Here is an 18,123-nt window from a genome sequence, read left to right on the forward strand (position 1 = left end):
CGCTAATAGTCGTCGTTAGGCTTTCTCTAGCGCAACAACACCTGGAAGTTCTTTGCCTTCCAGCCATTCAAGGAATGCACCGCCAGCTGTGGAGATGTAGGAGAAATCTTCACTTGCTTTCGCGTGGTTCAGCGCTGCAACGGTGTCACCGCCACCAGCAACTGTTTTCAGCTTGCCTTCTTTGGTGCGCGCTGCTGCGTGCTGTGCAGCTGCAACGGTTGCCTTGTCGAATGGCGCGATTTCGAAAGCACCAAGCGGACCGTTCCATACGAGTGTTTTAGCAGCATCGATTTTGGCTTTAACAACTTCGATAGAAGCGGCGCCAACATCGAGCATCATTGCGTCTGCTGGGATTGCGTCGAGTGCAACTGTTTCGTTCTTGGTGTTTGCAGCAAACTCCCAAGCAACAACAGCATCCGCTGGCAGAACGATTTCGCAGCCGGCTTTGTCAGCAGCGGCCATGATGCGGTTTGCAGTGTCGGCAAGGTCGTGCTCGCACAGGGATTTACCAACATTTACGCCTTTGGCAGCGAGGAAGGTGTTGGCCATGCCGCCGCCGATAACCAGAATGTCCACTTTGGAAACTAGGTTTTCCAGCAGATCAATTTTGGAGGAAACTTTCGCACCGCCAACAACAGCCAGAACCGGACGCTCTGGGGTGGAAAGGGCGGAGCCGAGAGCTTCCAGTTCGGCTTGCATGGTACGGCCAGCAAATGCAGGCAACAGTTTTGCAAGACCTTCGGTTGAACCATGGGCGCGGTGCGCTGCGGAGAAAGCGTCGTTGACAAAGATATCGCCGTTGGCAGCCAGTTCTTTGGCAAACTCAGCGTCGTTCTTTTCTTCGCCAGCGTAGTAGCGGGTGTTTTCCAGCAAGAGCACATCGCCTTCGGCCATGGCGTCAACAGCAGCTTTTGCGCTTTCACCAATGCAGTCGTCTGCAAAAGCGACAGGCTTGCCGAGCAGCTCGGCAACAGCTGGAGCAACGGGTGCGAGGCTCATTTCAGGCACTTTTGCGCCTTTAGGGCGGCCGAAGTGAGCAAGCAGAATAACTTTACCGCCAGCTGCAGAAATTTCTTTGATAGTTGGCAGAACGCGCTCAATACGAGTGGCGTCGGTAACTTTGCCGTCCTTCATTGGAACATTGAGATCTACACGGGTGAGGACGCGTTTGCCTTTGAGATCGGCATCACTGAGGGTTTTGAAAGACATGAATTTCTCCGGAAAAACAAAGGTGCGCGAGCAGCGCACTATGCCGAAAGGGGGCTGCGTCACACGGGCTGGTTTGAACAGGGGGAAGCCCGGCGCTGCCTGATATTAAAGTGAAAAAGGGCCGCTCTAGGCGGCCCCTTAACTGATTAGATAAGCTTTGCCATTGCAACAGCAGTGTCTGCCATGCGGTTGGAGAAGCCCCACTCGTTGTCGTACCAAGAAAGGATACGCACCATTTTACCGTCCATGACCTTAGTTTGGTCCATGTGGAAGATAGAGGAGTGGCTGTCGTGGTTGAAGTCAGAAGAAACGTTAGGCACTTCAGTGTAGCCCAGAACGCCTTTCAGCTCACCGTCAGCAGCTGCTTTGATTGCTGCATTGACTTCTTCAACAGTGGTGTCTTTTTTCGCTTCAAATACCAGATCCACAACGGAAACGTTTGGAGTTGGTACGCGGATTGCAACACCGTCCAGCTTGCCAGCCAGTTCAGGCAGAACCAGACCAACAGCTTTTGCAGCACCGGTAGAAGTTGGGATCATGGAAAGAGCTGCAGCGCGACCGCGGTACATGTCTTTGTGCATGGTATCCAATGTAGGTTGATCACCAGTGTAAGAGTGAATGGTGGTCATGAAGCCTTTTTCGATGCCAACAGCTTTATCCAAAGCATAAGCAACTGGGGAGAGACAGTTGGTTGTGCAAGAAGCGTTAGAAACAACCAGATCTTCAGCTGTCAATGTGTCGTGGTTTACGCCATAAACGATTGTTTTGTCAGCGCCTGCTGCAGGAGCAGAAACGAGAACGCGTTTTGCACCAGCTTCAAGGTGCAAAGAAGCTTTTTCTTTTGCAGTGAAGATGCCTGTGCACTCCATTGCAACGTCAATGCCCATTTCACCCCAAGGCAGATCCTTAGGATCGCGGATTGCAGTTACTTTAATTGGACCACGGCCAACGTCGATGGTGTCACCGTCTACAGTAACGGTTGCAGGGAATTTGCCGTGTACAGAGTCAAAACGCAGGAGGTGCGCATTGGTTTCAACCGGACCGAGGTCGTTGATGGCTACAACTTCAATGTCTGTGCGACCAGATTCAATGATTGCACGGAGAACGTTACGTCCAATGCGGCCAAAGCCGTTAATGGCTACCTTTACTGCCATGTGTAACCTCTTTCGGTATCGCGCTCATATGGTGAGCGTCGCTTTTCGGTTTACGCTGGCGTCAATGCCAGCCGTCCTAGGTATCGGCGCCTACCGGAGGGGATAGGCGCACGAAGCTCAATTAACTCTCGGTGCTATCACCAAGACGTTTTTCAGCCGCCTCTACCACAGCTTCTGCTGTAATGCCAAAGTGGCTGTACAATTCTTTGTAGGGTGCAGATGCACCAAATCCTGTCATGCCGATAAAACAGCCATCATTGCCGATAAAGCGGTCCCATCCTTGACGGATACCAGCTTCTACCGCAATTTTCACAGGACTAGCACCAATTATTGCTGCTTTGTATGCGTCAGATTGTTGCTCGAACAACTCTACACAGGGAACCGAGACAACTCTTGCAGATATACCTTTGCCATCCAAGAGCTTTTGGGCGTCAACGGCAATTTCTACTTCCGAACCGGAAGCGAAGATGGTTACCTTCGGATCCTCTTCACTATCTGAAATTACGTAAGCCCCTTTAGAACATAGGTTTTCTTGCTCATATACAGGGCGTTGTGAAGGTAGATTCTGACGGGTTAGAGCGAGTGCGCTTGGTGTTTCCTTGGCGTGTAGAGCAAGTTGCCAACACTCCAACGTCTCTGTGATATCCGCGGGGCGGAAGAAATTGAGGTTAGGAATGGCACGTAGTGCGGCAAAGTGCTCAACAGGCTGGTGGGTAGGGCCATCCTCACCCAAACCGATAGAATCATGTGTTAAAACGTGGATAACTCGTTGATTCATCAATGCTGCTAAGCGAATTGACGGGCGGCAGTAATCGGAGAAGATCAAGAAACCGCCTGAATAAGGAATCATACCGCCGTGTAGAGCCATACCATTCATGGCTGCAGCCATGGCGTGCTCGCGAATACCCCAGTGGATGTAGCGACCGGAGAAATCATCGGGTGTGATTGAAAGGGTTTGTTCGGTTTTGGTGTTGTTTGAGCCTGTCAAATCAGCAGAGCCACCAATAGTTTCCGGTAGTGCTGCGTTGATTACACCAAGGACAGCTTCGGAAGCTTTACGCGTTGCAATGGTTGGTTGCTTTTCGGCAAGCTCTTTTTTGTATTCGGCGATAATATCGTTAAAATTGGCTGGCAGATCGCCACGATTACGGCGCTCGAATTCAGCACGCAGCTCGGTTTCGCTGTTTTCAAAGCGCGCTTCCCAATCTTTTCTAGCTTGGGCTGAGCGAAGGCCGGCAATGCGCCATCCATCCATAATATCGCTAGGAATTGAAAATGGCTCGGATTCCCAGCCGAGCTCTTTACGCATGGCAGCCAGCTCTTCCGCACCCAGTGGTGCGCCGTGCACTTTGCTCGTGCCTGCTTTTTTAGGTGCGCCGAAACCAATGGTGGTTTTTGCGGCAATTAGAGTTGGTTTATCCGAGGCTTTAGCCTGTGTGAAAGCAGCAGCTAGAGCTTCGGGGTCATGACCGTCAACTTCTATTGTGTTCCAACCGGATGCTTGAAAGCGAGCAACTTGATTGGTGGAGTCTGCCATAGATACAGCACCGTCAATGGTGATGCCGTTATTATCCCAGACAACCACGAGCTTGTTGAGTTTGAGGTGGCCTGCAAGAGAGAGTGCTTCTTGCGAGATACCTTCCATCAAACAGCCATCACCCGCCAATACATATGTATGGTGATTTACAAGCTCTGTTCCAAAACGATTGGCTTGGATGCGCTCGGCAATAGCCATGCCTACAGCGTTACCAAGTCCTTGACCAAGTGGGCCAGTGGTTGTTTCGATACCGGCCCCGTGGCCATATTCAGGGTGACCACAGGTGCGGTAGCCCATTTGCCGGAAGTTTTGCAGCTGTTCAATGTCAAAATCTTCATAGCCCAATAAGTAGAGCAGGGAATACAACAACATTGAACCGTGACCGGCGGAAAGGACAAAACGGTCCCGATCTGCCCAATCTGGGTGCTTGGGATCAAATTTCAAAAATTTGGTAAATAGCACTGTGGCTATATCTGCCGCACCCATTGGTAGGCCCGGATGCCCCGACTTTGCTTTTTCTACAGCGTCAGCTGAGAGAAAACGGATTGCATTCGCCATACGATGGTGTTTTTCGAGGTCGGTCATAGTTGTCCCGTTGCTCGTTCCGGCAGGGCAGCCGGATCAAATTCTTTTTCTACGCACTCCATTGTATATAACAGCCTGCAATTGCCCCCAGACTCACGTAGGTCATATACAATAAACTCTCTTAGGTAAGCAGACATATCAGCTTGTCGACTGGTGTCAATGAAACTGAGAAAATGCCTTAAGAATATATTAGAGAACTAACTTTTTGAGTTGTAGATATTATCCTTAGAATTGTCAGGAAGTGTGATATTCTCTTCATTTCACCAAGACTGCGAAATTTATGCGCTTCCCAGTGGTTTTCAGGGAAAAAACTGTGCTTGTTAATATGTGCTGATGGCATTGAGCTTGGCAAATAATAATGTAAAACGGGTGGTTGTTGTTGGTTTTTCAATTAATTTGTGAAAAATAAAGGGCTTGCACCATTGTCACAGGCTTCTTTTAACGGCATTAACTTATTTTGGGCGTTTTTACCTTGCCTTAAGGTTATTTAATCGCCAACTTTGGTGTATTGGCACTCTTCTAAATATTCGCGCGAACAGGAATGCCCATTTGATGTTGCAGCAGCTGATGGAAAACCGGCAGGAACTTAATAAAGCACTGGAGCGTTTAACAAGCTCGGTTGCTAAGTTGGAACAGGTTGCTGGGGCACGTATGAGCGAAGCCCAATCAATGGAAACCCTAGAGATAGATGTGCAACGGTTGGCGGAAGACCGGGCCGAGCTGGCAGCGCGTCTTGATCATGCCGAAGCCAAGGCCGATAGATTAGAGAGCGTGAACAAAGATGTTTCAAGGCGGTTAGTCACGACCATGGAAACCATCCGCAGCGTATTGGAGACTCGGAGGGTTAAATAATGGCACAAATTACTGTTTCTATTAACGGGCGAAGCTATCGCATGGCCTGTGACGACGGTGAAGAAGCACGCCTTATCGGTTTGTCTCAGCGTTTTGATGAATCAATTGACGACTTGCGTGCCAGCTTTGGGGAAATCGGGGATTTAAGGCTAACCGTGATGGCTGGCATTATGGCAACGGACCAGCTTGCCGAATCGCAAAAGAAGCTCAAAGCATTGGAAGAAGAGTTTGAAACGCTGAAAAAACGAGCAGAAACAGTCGAATCTGCGTTTGCCAATAGTGATGCTGTTCTTGCCGAACGGCTCATTGAAGTATCGGATCGTATCAACAGTATAGCAGGCCTGTTAACAGGCGCTGATAGTGATTCTACTGATACTGGCGATAACCAGTAAAACTGGGCTAACGCAATTGTAAAATAACAAAAAAATTGGGTTTTGAGACTGGATTTTTACCGTGATCGCGCGTATCTAAAGCGCAGGCGTCGCTGCACGATGCGTCAGAAGCTACTATCCCCGGGGCCTTAAGCATTCCTTGGGAACTGTCCCTGCCTCGGCTCGTGGGCTTTGGCAAACGGTGCCCACCTACTTTGTAGGTTCTCCGGGATTGCACAGACTTCAACGGTCGAAGTGGCACGCCGCTTACTTTTCCCCACCAGAATAATTTATATCTGGTTCTATCGATTTATTTCTAGATCAGATATCTTACGCCGGCTCTACGTTGTGAGGGGAAAATGAACACAATAATTGCTGAGCAAAAGCAGCAGGCCCGCTTACAAGGTCAAGCGCAGCGTAAACTGCTTCCAGCGGATCGCCGCAAGCAACTTGCGATGGAATTAATCGCACATGCTGAAGCTCTTTGTATTCCACCTGCTAAATGCATTGCTGGTTATTGGCCTATTCGTGATGAAATTGATCCAAGGCCTCTTCTAAGTTCCTTTGAAGACAAAGGATACCCATTATGCTTGCCTATGGTGATCGGCTGTGATTTGGAATTTCGTCCTTCTAACAAAGCCTCCTTACTCGTATCAGCCGGGTTTGGCAGTTATGCACCGGCAGAAGGCCACGCAATACCAGATGTGATTTTATTGCCGCTTTCAGCTTTTGACAGCCGTGGAGGCCGTGTTGGCTATGGTAAGGGTTACTATGACCGGGCGGTGGCGGAATTGGAAAAAAAGCGTTGTCCGCGGCTCATTGGTGTTGCCTTCTCTTGCCAAGAGGTTGCATGTGTGCCACAGGAGACGCATGACAAGCGGTTGGACGGGGTTCTTTGTGAAACCGGTTATCGCGATTTTTCTGCTTAAGAGGACAATGGAATGAGGCTGCTTTTTCTGGGGGATCTGGTTGGTCGTGCGGGCCGCAATGCGGTTATAGAGCGTTTGCCAGAGCTTATTGAAGAAAACCGGCTGGATTTTGTTGTTGTTAATGGCGAGAATGCAGCCGCAGGTTTTGGTATTACCGAAGAAATACTGCAAGACTTACTTGATGCCGGTGCAGACGTTGTCACCACAGGCAACCATGCATGGGACCAACGCGATACGCTGGTGTATATTGAACGTCATGATGCATTGCTGCGTCCGGCCAATTATCCGGCGGGTTCACCTGGTCGCGGTGCGCACCTTTATCGGGCGCGCAATGGGGCGAACGTTCTGGTCGCCAATGTGATGGGCCGCGTTTACATGGACGCGCTCGACGATCCATTTGCCAGTGCTGAACGTATTCTAGACGAATGCCCCCTTGGTCAGGTAGCGGATGCAATCATTATTGATATGCACGCAGAAGCGACCAGCGAGAAACAAGCGATGGGTCATTTTTGCGATGGGCGGGCGTCGTTGGTTGTCGGCACACATACACATACTCCTACGGCTGACCATCAGATTCTGGACGGTGGAACGGCCTATTTGTCGGATGCCGGCATGTGCGGCGATTACAATTCCGTATTGGGAATGGACAAGGAAGAGCCGGTCAACCGTTTCTTGCGTAAAATTCCCGGTGGCCGCTACACACCTTCCCTAGGGCCTGCGACTATTTGTGGTGTTGCTGTTGAAACCGATGATGCCACAGGGCTTGCCCTACAGGTTTCTCCGGTGCGTATTGGTGGGCGGCTTGAGCAAGTTATCCCTAAATTCTGGCGCTAAATGCGTTTTTCTGGCGTTCGTCCCGTGACTACCTCGTAACCCGAAGAGTATTCACAGGCTCATTGGCGAAACCTAATGGGGAGCGCTTAATGGGCTTGGGGACTTTATTTTGTCCGCGTTGCCCACTATAAGCGGCAATCGATAGATTTTGTGTCGTGGTAGGCAGATGGTGAGACGCTTCGCTGGTGTTTCATGGAACCCAAGTCTTTACAAAGCCAAACTGTAAAGCTACGGCCGTTTCAACACAATGAGATACAAAGCCGGGAAGATCTATGGCAGGACATTCAAAATTCAAGAACATCATGCATCGCAAAGGGCGTCAGGACGCAGTTCGTTCCAAACTGTTTTCTCGCCTTTCTAAAGAAATTACTGTTGCTGCCAAAATGGGTGATCCTGATCCGGACAAAAACCCGCGCCTTCGTTTAGCGGTTCAAAACGCTAAAGGGCAATCTATGCCCAAGGATAACATCCAGCGGGCTATTGCCAAAGCAACCGGTGGCGATGCGGCTAACTACGATGAAATTCGCTACGAGGGCTATGGCCCGGCAGGTACGGCAATTATTGTGGAAGTGCTGACGGATAACAAAAACCGCTCGGCGGCAAATGTTCGCTCATACTTCACAAAATATGGCGGCTCTTTGGGGGAAACAGGTTCAGTTTCATTCATGTTCGACCGTGTGGGCGAGATTGTTTACAAGCTTGAGTCAGGGGACGCGGACAGCTTAATGGAAGCTGGTATTGAAGCGGGCGCTGATGATGTGGAAACCGATGAAGACAACCACACCATTACCTGTGCTTTTGAAGACCTTTCTGAAGTGAGTAAAGCGCTTGAAGCGTCCTTGGGTGAAGCGGAATCTGTGAAGACAATCTGGAAACCGCAAAACCTGATCGAAGTGAACGAAGAAAAAGCCGGCACCATCATGAAGTTGATGGACGCTTTTGAAGATGATGACGATGTGCAGAATGTTTACTCGAACTTCGATATTTCCGAGGAAGTTCTGGCCAAATTGGGCTAACAGCACAAATTGACTCCATAAAAAAGGCGGCTTCTGGTGAGGCCGCCTTTTTTGTTTCGCATGCTTGAGCAATACTATTAGCTGTCGCGTTCCAAGTCCTCTAAGTGTCCTAGGGGCAATGGTCCGTTGGATTTTACCGTGCGAATTGCAAAGTTGGAACGCACATCCTCAACGCCTTCAAGCGCCATGAGGAAGTCGGAGAGCAAGTGGTCATAGGCATCTAACGTTGGAACGACAACCTCGGCCAGAATGTCCGATTGCCCCGAGACTAAATGGCAAGAGACAACTTCTTCACGTGCCACGACACGCTCCAATATATTTTGAATGCGATTACGATTTTGTTTTGAAATGCGCATTTCAACGAAGATTGTCATTTCCAAACCAACAGCCTTGCGGTTTACCGCCGCCCGGTAGCCGGTGATGACTTCAGCTTCCTCAAGATTTTTGACACGTCGCAAGCAGGGGGAAGGCGATAGTGCTACATTATTGGCCAGCTCAACATTGGTGAGGCGACCGTCTTTTTGTAAGTTTTTGAGTATTTCAAAGTCGATTGTGTCAAGTGATGTCTTTGGCATGAATTCGCTGTTTCTCTGGTTTTATAGGTGTTTTATTGCGAACATCAAGGTGATTAGATGATAAAAAAGCAGGTGGCAAGGCGTCAAAGTGACATAGACTGGTTTCGAGGGGTTAAATCCGCAGATATTGTAAATAGCCATCAACTACAGGTAGGCTTGTGATGCCCGTAATCATTATAATTGTAAGGGCAATACCTTTGTAGATCTTGGGTGGTGCGAAGCGAAAACATTTGCTGCCTAGATATAAAGAGAGTGCATAAACGGGGATACCTAAAGTAAGTAAAGGAATGAGCTCGGCCGTGAAAAGGTTGTTGAGCCAAAATGAAACTATAGCGATACAGCTGGTGAGGGCAAAATAAATAATCAGATTGGCGCGAATGGTTTGCGGCTCATTTGGGCCTGAAAGCCAGAAGGATACGACGGGTGGTCCGGACATCTGGCAGAGCCCGCTTAAAAAGCCGGAGGTTAAGCCAACAGCATAAGATGCCATGGGTTTCGGGTGTTTTTTGTATGTCCAGCCTGAAACCAAGAGCATGACCAAAGCTAAAACAATAAGCGATACGGCCCAACGCACAGCAACTGGGTTGGAAATTGAAAGAATATAGTTGCCAAGAAAAACGGTAGGAATAGCGCCAACAAAAACATAGAAAACGGTTTTGGCCTCAAAGCTTTGATATGCTGTTTTGATTAGGGGGAGAGTGATTAGAGAGTCAAGAAGAAGAAAAAGAGTAGCAACGAGTGCCGGGGGCATAACGGTTGCAGCTGCTGGGATAAAGATCATGCCAGAGCCAAAACCTGCAAACCCACGGGTCAGCCCTGCAATGAAAAGAATGCAGAGCACAAAAATGCTATCTGTATTGACTGAGATTTCTGCCATGAAGCCCTGTAAAGATAAAAGTAATAATAATTGTGGGTATCACGGCGCTGGTGATAACACTAGTTCGACCAGTATATTTCTATCAAGGCTAGCATCTCGTGATAACTTTTGTTAGCGGTTTGTTCTTATGAAGCAACCGATTCGAATACTGGGTATTGACCCGGGTTTACGCCGTACGGGCTGGGGCGTGATTGATGCTGTTGGCAACAGAATGAGTTTTGTTGGCAGTGGTACTTTGACATCCAGCGCCGACAAATCTTTGGCCGAGCGTTTAAAGCAACTGCATGATGGCCTGCAAAATGTTATTGAGCGTATGCAGCCACATGAAACAGCTGTTGAGAATACGTTTGTCAACAAAGACGCCGGCGCAACGCTAAAACTGGGGCAAGCACGCGGCATTGCCTTGTTAGTACCATCACTTCATGAGCTGGCAGTAGCGGAATATGCCCCGAACCTGGTTAAGAAAACGGTGGTGGGTACAGGGCACGCGGATAAAGAGCAAATTCGTATGATGGTGAAGGTGCTTATGCCTCGAGCAACATTTAATTCGGATGATGCGGCAGATGCGCTGGCAATTGCCATTTGTCACGCACAGCACCGCGGGGCGGCATCATCACGGCTGGCAGAAGCGGGAGTGCGGACGAAATGATTGGTAAACTAAAAGGCATTGTTGATAGCTATGGTGATGATTACGTCCTGCTGGACGTGCAGGGTGTTTGTTACCAGGTGCATTGCCCCTCGCGTGTTCTGCAACATTTGCCTAGGGTCGGCGAAGCGGGGAGCGTTTCTATTGAAACGGTTGTGCGTGAAGATATGATCCGCCTTTATGGTTTTGCCAATGACAGCGAGCGCGAATGGTTTCGTCTGCTTACAACGGTGCAAGGGGTTGGTGCCAAGGTTGCGCTGGCCATTTTGGGTATTATGCCAGCAAATGAAGTTGCCAATGCCATTGCGCTGGGCGATAAGGCGAGTGTTATGCGCGCGCCGGGCGTGGGTAAGAAAGTTGCCGAGCGTATTGTGGCCGAGCTGAAGGATAAAGCACCTAACTTTGCCAGCGTTGATCAAGGTAGTATTGAGGTAGCGCAGGCCGCCCAAGCCGATCTTGGCTCCAGTGCAGTTGCTGACGCTGTTTCTGCCCTGAGCAACTTGGGCTATCAAAGCGCGCAGGCATCCGCTGCGGTGGCCGCAGCACTTAAAACAGCCGGAGAAGATGCCCCGGCCGAAAAATTAATTCGCCTTGGACTTAAGGAACTTGCACAATGACAACTGACGGCCAACGTCTGGTGACCCCTGAAATTCTCGGCGATGAAATTGACGGCAGCATGCGGCCGCAAACACTGGATGATTTTACCGGTCAAAAGCTGGCGCGAGAGAATCTTAAGGTATTTATTGGTGCAGCCAAAGCCCGACAGGAAGCGTTAGACCACGTTTTGTTTGTAGGGCCTCCGGGGTTGGGGAAAACCACTTTGGCGCAGATTATGGCGCGTGAATTGGGTGTTAACTTCCGTGCTACATCCGGTCCGGTGATTGCCAAGTCTGGTGACCTTGCCGCCCTGTTGACCAATCTGGAAGATCGGGATGTGTTGTTCATTGACGAGATTCACCGTTTGAACCCCGCTGTTGAAGAAGTCCTTTATCCGGCGATGGAAGATTATCAGCTGGACTTGATTATTGGCGAGGGACCTGCGGCGCGATCTGTCAAAATCGATCTGGCCAAGTTCACGCTTGTGGCGGCAACAACGCGTTTGGGACTGCTGACAACCCCTTTGCGCGACCGTTTTGGCATTCCTGTGCGGTTGGAGTTTTATACGCCGGAAGAACTGGAGCTGATTGTCAAGCGTGGGGCGCGTTTGTTGGGCATTGGTATGAGCGAAGAGGGTGCGCGGGAAATTGCCAAACGCTCACGAGGGACACCGCGTATTGCCGGGCGACTTTTGCGCCGGGTCCGTGATTTTGCCATCGTGGCAGGAGACGCAGAAATTGATAGAGGTTTGGCGGACCGTGCATTGGGACAGCTTGAAGTAGATAAAGCGGGCCTTGATAGTTTGGACCGTCGTTATTTGAATCAGGTCGCGCGCAACTTCGGTGGAGGACCAGTGGGAATTGAAACCATCGCCGCTGCACTTTCCGAACCGCGTGATGCTATTGAAGAAATTGTCGAGCCGTACCTTATTCAAAATGGCTTTTTACAACGCACTCCGCGCGGCAGGATTTTAACGCGTATTGCCTTTGCCCATTTAGGGCTTGCTGTTCCAGATGACGTGTCCATACCACAAATGCAATTATTTGGTGACGAGGATACAAATTTATAATGAGCGATATTAAAGAGTTTGAATGCAATAAAACGCAGAATATTGGCGGGGGATTCGAAGGCAAAATCCACAAGCTTCCGATACGGGTTTATTATGAAGATACCGATTTTACCGGCATCGTTTACCATGCCGCTTTTTTGCGGTTTATCGAACGTGGGCGTACTGAGTTCCTGCGTTTAAGCGGGGTACATCACCATGAGCTTGATGCAGGTGTCCATGGAGAAAAGCTGGCATTTGCTGTGCGTCATATGGATATTAATTACATTAGCCCCGCGAAAATAGATGATTTGCTTGAAGTGCATACTTCTATGACCCTACTTAAAGGTGCGCGTATTGTTATGGAGCAGTGCATTAAGCGCCAAGATACAACGCTGTTTACGGCTGTGGTAACGATAGCAGTAATAAACGAGGACGCACGCCCCAGACGTTTACCAGCAGAGTTGGTGGCACTACTACCAGAGGTGCATTCGCAATTTTAGCGTCCCTTTGACACCAAATTAATGAACTCTAGAGAGTCGCTTCTAAAAAATAGTTGGTCATTAAGTATTCAGTAACCTTAACGGGTTCTTTTTATTTGTAAGTTATTTGTTGGTTAAGTCGAAGTTTTGCCAAATTCGGCAGGCAGATAGGCAACAACTCAATAATTCATGCGTATTGCAAAAGTGGTTTGCAATACCAACGTGCTTTTTCGGGCGAAAGGTCCTTTGTCAATGGGTTCTGATGGAGTTGCACAAGTTGCGCTGAGTGCACCAGTTGAAGGGGTGTCTTACCTCTCGCTGTTTTTCGAAGCGGATATTGTGGTCAAGGTGGTTATGCTCGGGCTTATGGCTGCATCCATTTGGAGCTGGGCGATTATTTTTGACAAGGTGATTTTATATCGACGCACCAAGCGGCAAATGGATCGCTTTGAAAATGTGTTTTGGTCCGGTCAGTCTCTTGAAGAGCTTTACAAGTCCTTATCAACTCGGGCCAATGATGGCATGGCGGCATTGTTTGTAGCTGCCATGCGTGAATGGAAACGCTCACTGGAAGGGCAAAAGCCCGCAATTGCCAGTTTGCAACAACGTATTGACAGGGTGATGGATTTAACCATTTCCCGCGAAGTGGAAGCTTTGGAAAAACGGTTGTTGTTCTTGGCGACAATCGGTAGCGCTGCCCCGTTTATTGGGCTGTTTGGAACCGTTTGGGGCATTATGGGGTCTTTCACCTCTATTGCTGCTTCTAAAAACACCAGTCTGGCCGTTGTTGCGCCGGGTATTGCTGAGGCACTATTCGCCACCGGTATTGGTCTCGTGGCCGCTATTCCGGCGGTTATCGCCTACAATAAATTGCAGTCTGATGCGGGTAAACTTGGAGCTCGTATGGAGGGGTTTGCCGACGAGTTTTCGGCTATTCTTTCGCGCCGTATTGATGAGCGGGTGTCGTAAATGGGCATGGCAGCAGGGACAAACTCAAGCGGGCCCAAAAAGCGGCGGGGGCGTTCTCGCCATGCGCATGCGCCCATGAGCGAGATAAACGTTACACCCATGGTGGATGTGATGTTGGTTCTCCTGATTATTTTCATGGTTTCTGCGCCGCTATTAACCGTGGGCGTGCCAATTGACCTGCCTGAAACGCGGGCCAAACAGCTTGACGGTGATACCGAGCCCATAGCCATTTCTGTCAATAGCTCGGGGCAGGTGTTTATTCAAGATACCGAAATTCCGCTTGATGAACTGATTCCAAAACTGACAGCGATTGCCAAGGGGGGATATGACGAGCGCATTTATGTGCGCGGTGATCAAGATGCCGACTATGGCGTTATCATGAAGGTGATGGGGCGTATCAACGCGGCTGGTTTTAAGCGTATTGGTATGGTGACGCGGGAAGAGCAGGGCGGTTCTTAGATGCGCAAGGCTTTGATCGCTTCTGTTTCAGCTCACGTTTTATTGTTAGGCGCAGGGTTTATTGCGCTGCCGGATGTGGATAGTCTAACGGCTGAGCCAGTGGAATCGCTACCTGTTGATTTGGTGAGTATAGAAGAGCTGACCAAGCTGCAACAAGGTGCTGCCCAAGCGAAAAAAGTAAAAGAATCATCAATTGCACCGGCGAAAAAGCCGCGCCCTCCTGTCAAAAAAGAGCAGCCCAAAGGGCAAAGTAACAACGATAATAATAAAAACGCCCCGCAAAAGAAGGCTCGAAACGAGAATGCAAGAGCTCCCGAACCGCAACCCGCACCTCCTCAAAAAATTGAGCCAAAGCAACCAAGTCCGAAGTTAGAAACGGCTGATAGTCAGGCGGAAGTTGGGCCGGAAGCAAAAAAAGAAGATAAACCGAAGCAGCTTGTCAAAGTTCGGCCACGGGTTAAGCCTAGATTCCAACCGCAAAAGCAAGAGAAGCCGAAGAAAAATAACTTCGACCCAAATAAAATTGCAGCTCTATTGAACAAAACGACCCCAAGTGGTGGCGGGGTGGCACAAGATACCACGCCGACCTCGTTGGGCGTGCAGAGCGGACAGCAAAACGTGAAGTTATCTCTATCCGAGCTAGATGCTTTACGTGGCCAGATTGCCCGTTGTTGGAACCCGCCCGTCGGTGCTGTTGGTGCTGAAACTTTGATTGTGAGTTTGCAATTTGATCTGTCCAGAAATGGCGAAGTTCAAGGTTCGCCAATGGTGTTGAATTCGATATCGCATCCGGCTTTCGGGGCTGCCGCACAAAGTGCGATACGAGCTGTTTATCGCTGTGCCCCCTATAATTTGCCAGTGGCTAAATATCAGTCGTGGCAGACCGTGAAAATTAATTTTGATCCAAGAGCAATGCTTGGTTACTAGGAATTGGAAAGGGAACCCTAGAATATGTCAAAGGCCTTTTCGCTGATAAAAGCGCAAAGTTCAAAGCGCTTGTTTTATAAAATGCGCTGTTTTGCTGGTGGTGCCCTTGCTTTGCTTGCAAGTAGTTTTGTCACGCAGCCCGCATTTGCGTTGTTAGAACTGGATATTACACAGGGTAATGTTCAGCCTATGCCTATTGCACTCCCCTTTTTGGCGGGCGTAGGTACTCAGACAGGTATGGCTGAAGATATCAGCAATGTAATCTGGGCGGATTTGCAACGTTCCGGCTTATTTGCACCCATTGATCGCCAAGCCTACATTCAAAAGGGCATGAATGCCAATAGCATGCCACGATTTGGCGACTGGCGTACCATTGGCTCGCAAGCCTTGGTGAGTGGCTCGATTGTGGCACAGCCTGACGGGCAAATTAAAGCCGAGTTTCGCCTTTGGGATGTATTTGCAGGACAACAGCTGATTGGTCAGCAGTTTTTTACGCGGCCGGATAACTGGCGCCGCCTTGCGCACATCATAGCTGATTCCATTTATCAACGGTTGACGGGGGAAAAAGGGTATTTCGATACCCGCATTGTGTTCATTGATGAAACGGGGCCTAAAGACAAACGCCGCAAAAGGTTGGCGATTATGGATCAGGACGGGGCCAATGTGCGCTACCTCACACGCGGGGATAACCTTGTGCTCACGCCGCGGTTTTCGCCAGTGCGCCAAGAAGTGACGTACATGTCCTATCAAGGGCAGAATCCGCAGGTGTATCTGTTTAATATTGAAACTGGACAGCGGGAAATGCTGGGCCATTTTCCCGGTATGACATTTGCGCCGCGATTCTCGCCAGATGGGCAAAGCGTGATTATGAGTTTGCAGCAGGGCAGTAATGCCAATCTGTTTTTAATGGATTTGCGCTCACGGCGGACAACACGGCTCACCAATACACCGGCCATTGACACCAGTCCCTCTTTCTCTCCTGATGGCCGGCAAGTGGTCTTTGAGAGCGATCGTGGGGGAACACAGCAGCTTTACGTGATGAACTCGGATGGTAGCAATGCACATCGCATTAGCTTTGGGCCAGGGCGATATTCAACGCCGGTATGGTCTCCACGTGGTGACTTGATTGCTTTTACCAAGGTGAATCAAGGGCGTTTTATGATTGGAGTTATGCGCCCTGATGGTAAGGGTGAGCGAATCTTGACCGAGGGCTACCATAATGAAGGCCCGGCATGGGCACCGAATGGGCGGGTGCTTATCTTTTTCCGCGATACACCGGGAGAAAAAGGCGGGCCAAAGGTTTGGACTGTGGACTTAACAGGGTACAATGAGCGCGAATTGCAAACACCGGGATTCGCCTCTGATCCGGCGTGGTCACCTGTACTTGAGTGATAAGAGGATAAACAGTACTCGCAGATTGCCAATCTGCTAGGGGAAGCGAGTGCTGAGTTGATAAATCGTCTGAAAAGACAGTGAATTGGACAAACGCGTATTCTATCCCCTTTAAAGGGGGATATTTCAGCGTTTCGCACTGAGGATTTTAGGAGTTTAAAATGTTGAAAAAAAGTTGGCAGGGCAAACAGTTAAAAATAGCTGGAGTTATTGCCTTTGGTTTGTTGGCAACAGCTTGTTCGCAAACGCGGCCGGAACTTGCCGCGAGTGCGAATGGTAGCGTTGCAGCGGGGACAAGTCAGGACTTTGTTGTCAATGTGGGCGATCGAATTTACTTCCTCAATGACCAGACTGCTTTAAGCGGTGAAGCGCGGATGGTATTGGATAAGCAAGCCATGTGGTTGAACAATTACGGTGCATACACTGTAACAATTGAAGGCCATGCGGATGAGCGCGGTACACGCCAATACAATATTGCATTGGGTGCACGCCGTGCAGCGGCAACCAAAGACTATTTAGTATCGCGCGGCGTGAGTCCTTCGCGAATTAAAACAATATCTTATGGTAAAGAGCGGCCTGTTGCTGTTTGTAATGCAGAAAGCTGCTGGAGCCAGAATCGCCGTGCTGTAACTGTTTTGAATGGCGCTGGTAGTTAATTATCACTACTTAATGTAGTGTTTAGATTGTCTGGCCTGCGGTTTTAGGCACAGGAGTTTAATTATGGCATTTGGCCTGAAAAAAGTAAGTGTTGCCTTGTTGGTGAGCACTTGTCTTGCTTGTTCAGTTGCACCGGCATCGGCGCAACTGTTTGGAAAGTCTAATGAAGAGACGGCCCAAAATACGGCCCGTCTGGTTCAGCTTGAAGATCAAGTGCGCCAGTTAACGGGGCGGATTGAAGAGATGGGACACCAGATTCGAACTCTTGAAGACCAAAACCGCCGTATGCAGGAAGATAATGAATACCGTTTGCAACAGTTGGAGGAAAAAGCGGGGATAAGCCCGCCTGTTGCTTTAAAACAGCCTGAAGCAACGGCCGTTTCTCCAGGCCCTAATGGGCAATCCCAAGCAAATTCAGGGGCTGCTTTAAAGCAAAATCCAGCTGTAAACACGCAGGGCCAAGGTGGTAACGGCGGACCGCTTGATCTTTCGGCACTGGGAGGACAGGCTAATGTGGCGGTACAGGGTGGACAGAGCGATGTTGCGAGCGGTCAATTCAGCGGTGACGTGAATAGTTTGCTCACCGGAGATGCCAAAGCCGATTATAATGCCATCTACGGCTTGTTGGTTGACGGGCATTATGCGGCAGCAGCTAAGGGTTTTGATACATATTTGGGAATGTATCCCGATTTCGAAATGGCCCCCAACGCACAGCATTGGCTCGGGGAAAGCTATTTGGCACAAAAGAACTATCAAAAAGCTGCGGAAGCATTTTTGAAAAGCTACACGGACTACCCCGAGAGCGAGCTTGCGCCAAATAGCCTGTTAAAGCTGGGTAACTCATTGATTGCTTTGGGTAATAAAGATACAGCATGTGCGACCTTTGACGAGCTGCTGAAAGTTTACCCCTTTGCGCAGCCGAATATTTTACAGCGCACTAAAGAAGAGAAAAAACAAGCACAATGCTCCTAGGAGAATTGTGCTTAAGATATTGAAAGATAAGCCCCCTT

20 protein-coding genes and 1 other RNA gene are annotated in these 18,123 nt (G+C 49.4%); 16 read left to right on the plus strand and 5 right to left on the minus strand.

The genetic code is table 11. The features are described from left to right. Window positions 1–15: 15 nt before the first annotated feature. From AYK67_RS12300 to tkt, 3 genes are all read right to left on the minus strand, one after another. Window positions 16–1,209, minus strand: coding sequence for a phosphoglycerate kinase (locus tag AYK67_RS12300; RefSeq protein WP_068087335.1), 1,194 nt, complete (start codon window positions 1,207–1,209; stop codon window positions 16–18). 146 nt (window positions 1,210–1,355) lie between these two features. Further along, window positions 1,356–2,363, minus strand: a complete 1,008-nt coding sequence (gene gap / locus AYK67_RS12305; RefSeq protein WP_068087093.1) for a type I glyceraldehyde-3-phosphate dehydrogenase — start codon at window positions 2,361–2,363, stop codon at window positions 1,356–1,358. A gap of 121 nt (window positions 2,364–2,484) precedes the next feature. After that, entirely contained in the window at window positions 2,485–4,485 is a 2,001-nt protein-coding gene (gene tkt, locus AYK67_RS12310) for a transketolase (RefSeq protein WP_068087096.1), read from the minus strand. A gap of 552 nt (window positions 4,486–5,037) precedes the next feature. Between tkt and AYK67_RS12315 the strand changes: the two genes are divergently transcribed. The 6 genes from AYK67_RS12315 (at window position 5,038) to AYK67_RS12340 (ending at window position 8,487) form a co-directional block, all read left to right on the plus strand. Further along, entirely contained in the window at window positions 5,038–5,337 is a 300-nt protein-coding gene (locus AYK67_RS12315; protein ID WP_068087100.1) for a DUF4164 family protein, read from the plus strand. Next, window positions 5,337–5,729: a cell division protein ZapA gene (locus tag AYK67_RS12320; RefSeq protein WP_068087102.1), complete on the plus strand. Its 393-nt coding sequence runs from the start codon at window positions 5,337–5,339 to the stop codon at window positions 5,727–5,729. Before AYK67_RS12315 ends, AYK67_RS12320 begins: the two co-directional genes overlap by 1 nt. An 86-nt stretch (window positions 5,730–5,815) precedes the next feature. Then, window positions 5,816–5,973, plus strand: a non-coding RNA gene (gene ssrS, locus AYK67_RS12325) — 6S RNA. Between the two features lie 94 nt (window positions 5,974–6,067). Continuing rightward, window positions 6,068–6,637: a 5-formyltetrahydrofolate cyclo-ligase gene (locus AYK67_RS12330; protein WP_068087106.1), complete on the plus strand. Its 570-nt coding sequence runs from the start codon at window positions 6,068–6,070 to the stop codon at window positions 6,635–6,637. 12 nt (window positions 6,638–6,649) lie between these two features. Next, window positions 6,650–7,471, plus strand: a complete 822-nt coding sequence (locus tag AYK67_RS12335) for a TIGR00282 family metallophosphoesterase (protein ID WP_068087109.1) — start codon at window positions 6,650–6,652, stop codon at window positions 7,469–7,471. Between the two features lie 272 nt (window positions 7,472–7,743). Then, on the plus strand, window positions 7,744–8,487 hold the full coding sequence (locus AYK67_RS12340; RefSeq protein ID WP_068087112.1) for a YebC/PmpR family DNA-binding transcriptional regulator: 744 nt from the start codon (window positions 7,744–7,746) through the stop codon (window positions 8,485–8,487). 77 nt (window positions 8,488–8,564) lie between these two features. Here AYK67_RS12340 and AYK67_RS12345 read toward each other — a convergent pair whose 3' ends face one another. After that, entirely contained in the window at window positions 8,565–9,062 is a 498-nt protein-coding gene (locus AYK67_RS12345; protein WP_068087115.1) for an Lrp/AsnC family transcriptional regulator, read from the minus strand. Between the two features lie 112 nt (window positions 9,063–9,174). After that, window positions 9,175–9,939, minus strand: coding sequence for a sulfite exporter TauE/SafE family protein (locus AYK67_RS12350; protein ID WP_068087118.1), 765 nt, complete (start codon window positions 9,937–9,939; stop codon window positions 9,175–9,177). A gap of 127 nt (window positions 9,940–10,066) precedes the next feature. Between AYK67_RS12350 and ruvC the strand changes: the two genes are divergently transcribed. The 10 genes from ruvC to ybgF all read left to right on the plus strand — a co-directional run bounded on the left by ruvC (window position 10,067) and on the right by ybgF (window position 18,085). After that, the gene (gene ruvC, locus AYK67_RS12355; RefSeq protein ID WP_082735791.1) at window positions 10,067–10,588 is read left to right on the plus strand and encodes a crossover junction endodeoxyribonuclease RuvC; all 522 of its coding nucleotides are present in this window, start codon (window positions 10,067–10,069) and stop codon (window positions 10,586–10,588) included. Beyond that, the gene (ruvA, locus tag AYK67_RS12360; protein WP_068087121.1) at window positions 10,585–11,202 is read left to right on the plus strand and encodes a Holliday junction branch migration protein RuvA; all 618 of its coding nucleotides are present in this window, start codon (window positions 10,585–10,587) and stop codon (window positions 11,200–11,202) included. The genes ruvC and ruvA overlap by 4 nt, the downstream gene beginning before the upstream one ends. After that, on the plus strand, window positions 11,199–12,251 hold the full coding sequence (gene ruvB / locus AYK67_RS12365; protein ID WP_068087123.1) for a Holliday junction branch migration DNA helicase RuvB: 1,053 nt from the start codon (window positions 11,199–11,201) through the stop codon (window positions 12,249–12,251). Before ruvA ends, ruvB begins: the two co-directional genes overlap by 4 nt. Next, window positions 12,251–12,730, plus strand: coding sequence for a tol-pal system-associated acyl-CoA thioesterase (gene ybgC / locus AYK67_RS12370; RefSeq protein WP_068087125.1), 480 nt, complete (start codon window positions 12,251–12,253; stop codon window positions 12,728–12,730). The genes ruvB and ybgC overlap by 1 nt, the downstream gene beginning before the upstream one ends. Before the next feature lie 231 nt (window positions 12,731–12,961). Next, window positions 12,962–13,678, plus strand: coding sequence for a protein TolQ (gene tolQ, locus AYK67_RS12375; RefSeq protein ID WP_068087340.1), 717 nt, complete (start codon window positions 12,962–12,964; stop codon window positions 13,676–13,678). Further along, window positions 13,679–14,137, plus strand: coding sequence for a protein TolR (gene tolR / locus AYK67_RS12380; protein WP_068087126.1), 459 nt, complete (start codon window positions 13,679–13,681; stop codon window positions 14,135–14,137). It abuts the gene before it with no gap. Beyond that, a complete protein-coding gene (locus tag AYK67_RS12385) occupies window positions 14,138–15,064 on the plus strand; it encodes an energy transducer TonB (RefSeq protein WP_068087129.1) in 927 nt (308 codons plus the stop codon). It abuts the gene before it with no gap. An 81-nt stretch (window positions 15,065–15,145) separates the two neighbouring features. Continuing rightward, window positions 15,146–16,456, plus strand: coding sequence for a Tol-Pal system beta propeller repeat protein TolB (gene tolB / locus AYK67_RS12390; RefSeq protein WP_173645119.1), 1,311 nt, complete (start codon window positions 15,146–15,148; stop codon window positions 16,454–16,456). Between the two features lie 161 nt (window positions 16,457–16,617). After that, entirely contained in the window at window positions 16,618–17,112 is a 495-nt protein-coding gene (gene pal, locus AYK67_RS12395; RefSeq protein ID WP_068087134.1) for a peptidoglycan-associated lipoprotein Pal, read from the plus strand. Between the two features lie 64 nt (window positions 17,113–17,176). Further along, window positions 17,177–18,085, plus strand: coding sequence for a tol-pal system protein YbgF (ybgF, locus tag AYK67_RS12400; RefSeq protein WP_068087137.1), 909 nt, complete (start codon window positions 17,177–17,179; stop codon window positions 18,083–18,085). Window positions 18,086–18,123: the final 38 nt, after the last annotated feature.

Source organism: Polycladidibacter stylochi, from assembly GCF_001562055.1.
GTDB lineage: Bacteria > Pseudomonadota > Alphaproteobacteria > Rhizobiales > Stappiaceae > Pseudovibrio > Pseudovibrio stylochi.

What these genes read in the sequence shown, in the direction of transcription:
- ruvA (WP_068087121.1), top strand. Translation starts at nt 10,585, where the DNA reads ATGATTGGTAAACTAAAAGGCATTGTTGATAGCTATGGTGATGATTAC.
- ybgF (WP_068087137.1), top strand. Translation starts at nt 17,177, where the DNA reads ATGGCATTTGGCCTGAAAAAAGTAAGTGTTGCCTTGTTGGTGAGCACT.
- ruvC (WP_082735791.1), top strand. Translation starts at nt 10,067, where the DNA reads ATGAAGCAACCGATTCGAATACTGGGTATTGACCCGGGTTTACGCCGT.
- AYK67_RS12345 (WP_068087115.1), bottom strand. Translation starts at nt 9,062, where the DNA reads ATGCCAAAGACATCACTTGACACAATCGACTTTGAAATACTCAAAAAC.
- AYK67_RS12335 (WP_068087109.1), top strand. Translation starts at nt 6,650, where the DNA reads ATGAGGCTGCTTTTTCTGGGGGATCTGGTTGGTCGTGCGGGCCGCAAT.
- AYK67_RS12340 (WP_068087112.1), top strand. Translation starts at nt 7,744, where the DNA reads ATGGCAGGACATTCAAAATTCAAGAACATCATGCATCGCAAAGGGCGT.
- AYK67_RS12385 (WP_068087129.1), top strand. Translation starts at nt 14,138, where the DNA reads ATGCGCAAGGCTTTGATCGCTTCTGTTTCAGCTCACGTTTTATTGTTA.
- AYK67_RS12300 (WP_068087335.1), bottom strand. Translation starts at nt 1,209, where the DNA reads ATGTCTTTCAAAACCCTCAGTGATGCCGATCTCAAAGGCAAACGCGTC.
- gap (WP_068087093.1), bottom strand. Translation starts at nt 2,363, where the DNA reads ATGGCAGTAAAGGTAGCCATTAACGGCTTTGGCCGCATTGGACGTAAC.
- AYK67_RS12350 (WP_068087118.1), bottom strand. Translation starts at nt 9,939, where the DNA reads ATGGCAGAAATCTCAGTCAATACAGATAGCATTTTTGTGCTCTGCATT.
- AYK67_RS12330 (WP_068087106.1), top strand. Translation starts at nt 6,068, where the DNA reads ATGAACACAATAATTGCTGAGCAAAAGCAGCAGGCCCGCTTACAAGGT.
- ruvB (WP_068087123.1), top strand. Translation starts at nt 11,199, where the DNA reads ATGACAACTGACGGCCAACGTCTGGTGACCCCTGAAATTCTCGGCGAT.
- tolQ (WP_068087340.1), top strand. Translation starts at nt 12,962, where the DNA reads ATGGGTTCTGATGGAGTTGCACAAGTTGCGCTGAGTGCACCAGTTGAA.
- tkt (WP_068087096.1), bottom strand. Translation starts at nt 4,485, where the DNA reads ATGACCGACCTCGAAAAACACCATCGTATGGCGAATGCAATCCGTTTT.
- tolB (WP_173645119.1), top strand. Translation starts at nt 15,146, where the DNA reads ATGCGCTGTTTTGCTGGTGGTGCCCTTGCTTTGCTTGCAAGTAGTTTT.
- tolR (WP_068087126.1), top strand. Translation starts at nt 13,679, where the DNA reads ATGGGCATGGCAGCAGGGACAAACTCAAGCGGGCCCAAAAAGCGGCGG.
- AYK67_RS12315 (WP_068087100.1), top strand. Translation starts at nt 5,038, where the DNA reads ATGTTGCAGCAGCTGATGGAAAACCGGCAGGAACTTAATAAAGCACTG.
- pal (WP_068087134.1), top strand. Translation starts at nt 16,618, where the DNA reads ATGTTGAAAAAAAGTTGGCAGGGCAAACAGTTAAAAATAGCTGGAGTT.
- AYK67_RS12320 (WP_068087102.1), top strand. Translation starts at nt 5,337, where the DNA reads ATGGCACAAATTACTGTTTCTATTAACGGGCGAAGCTATCGCATGGCC.
- ybgC (WP_068087125.1), top strand. Translation starts at nt 12,251, where the DNA reads ATGAGCGATATTAAAGAGTTTGAATGCAATAAAACGCAGAATATTGGC.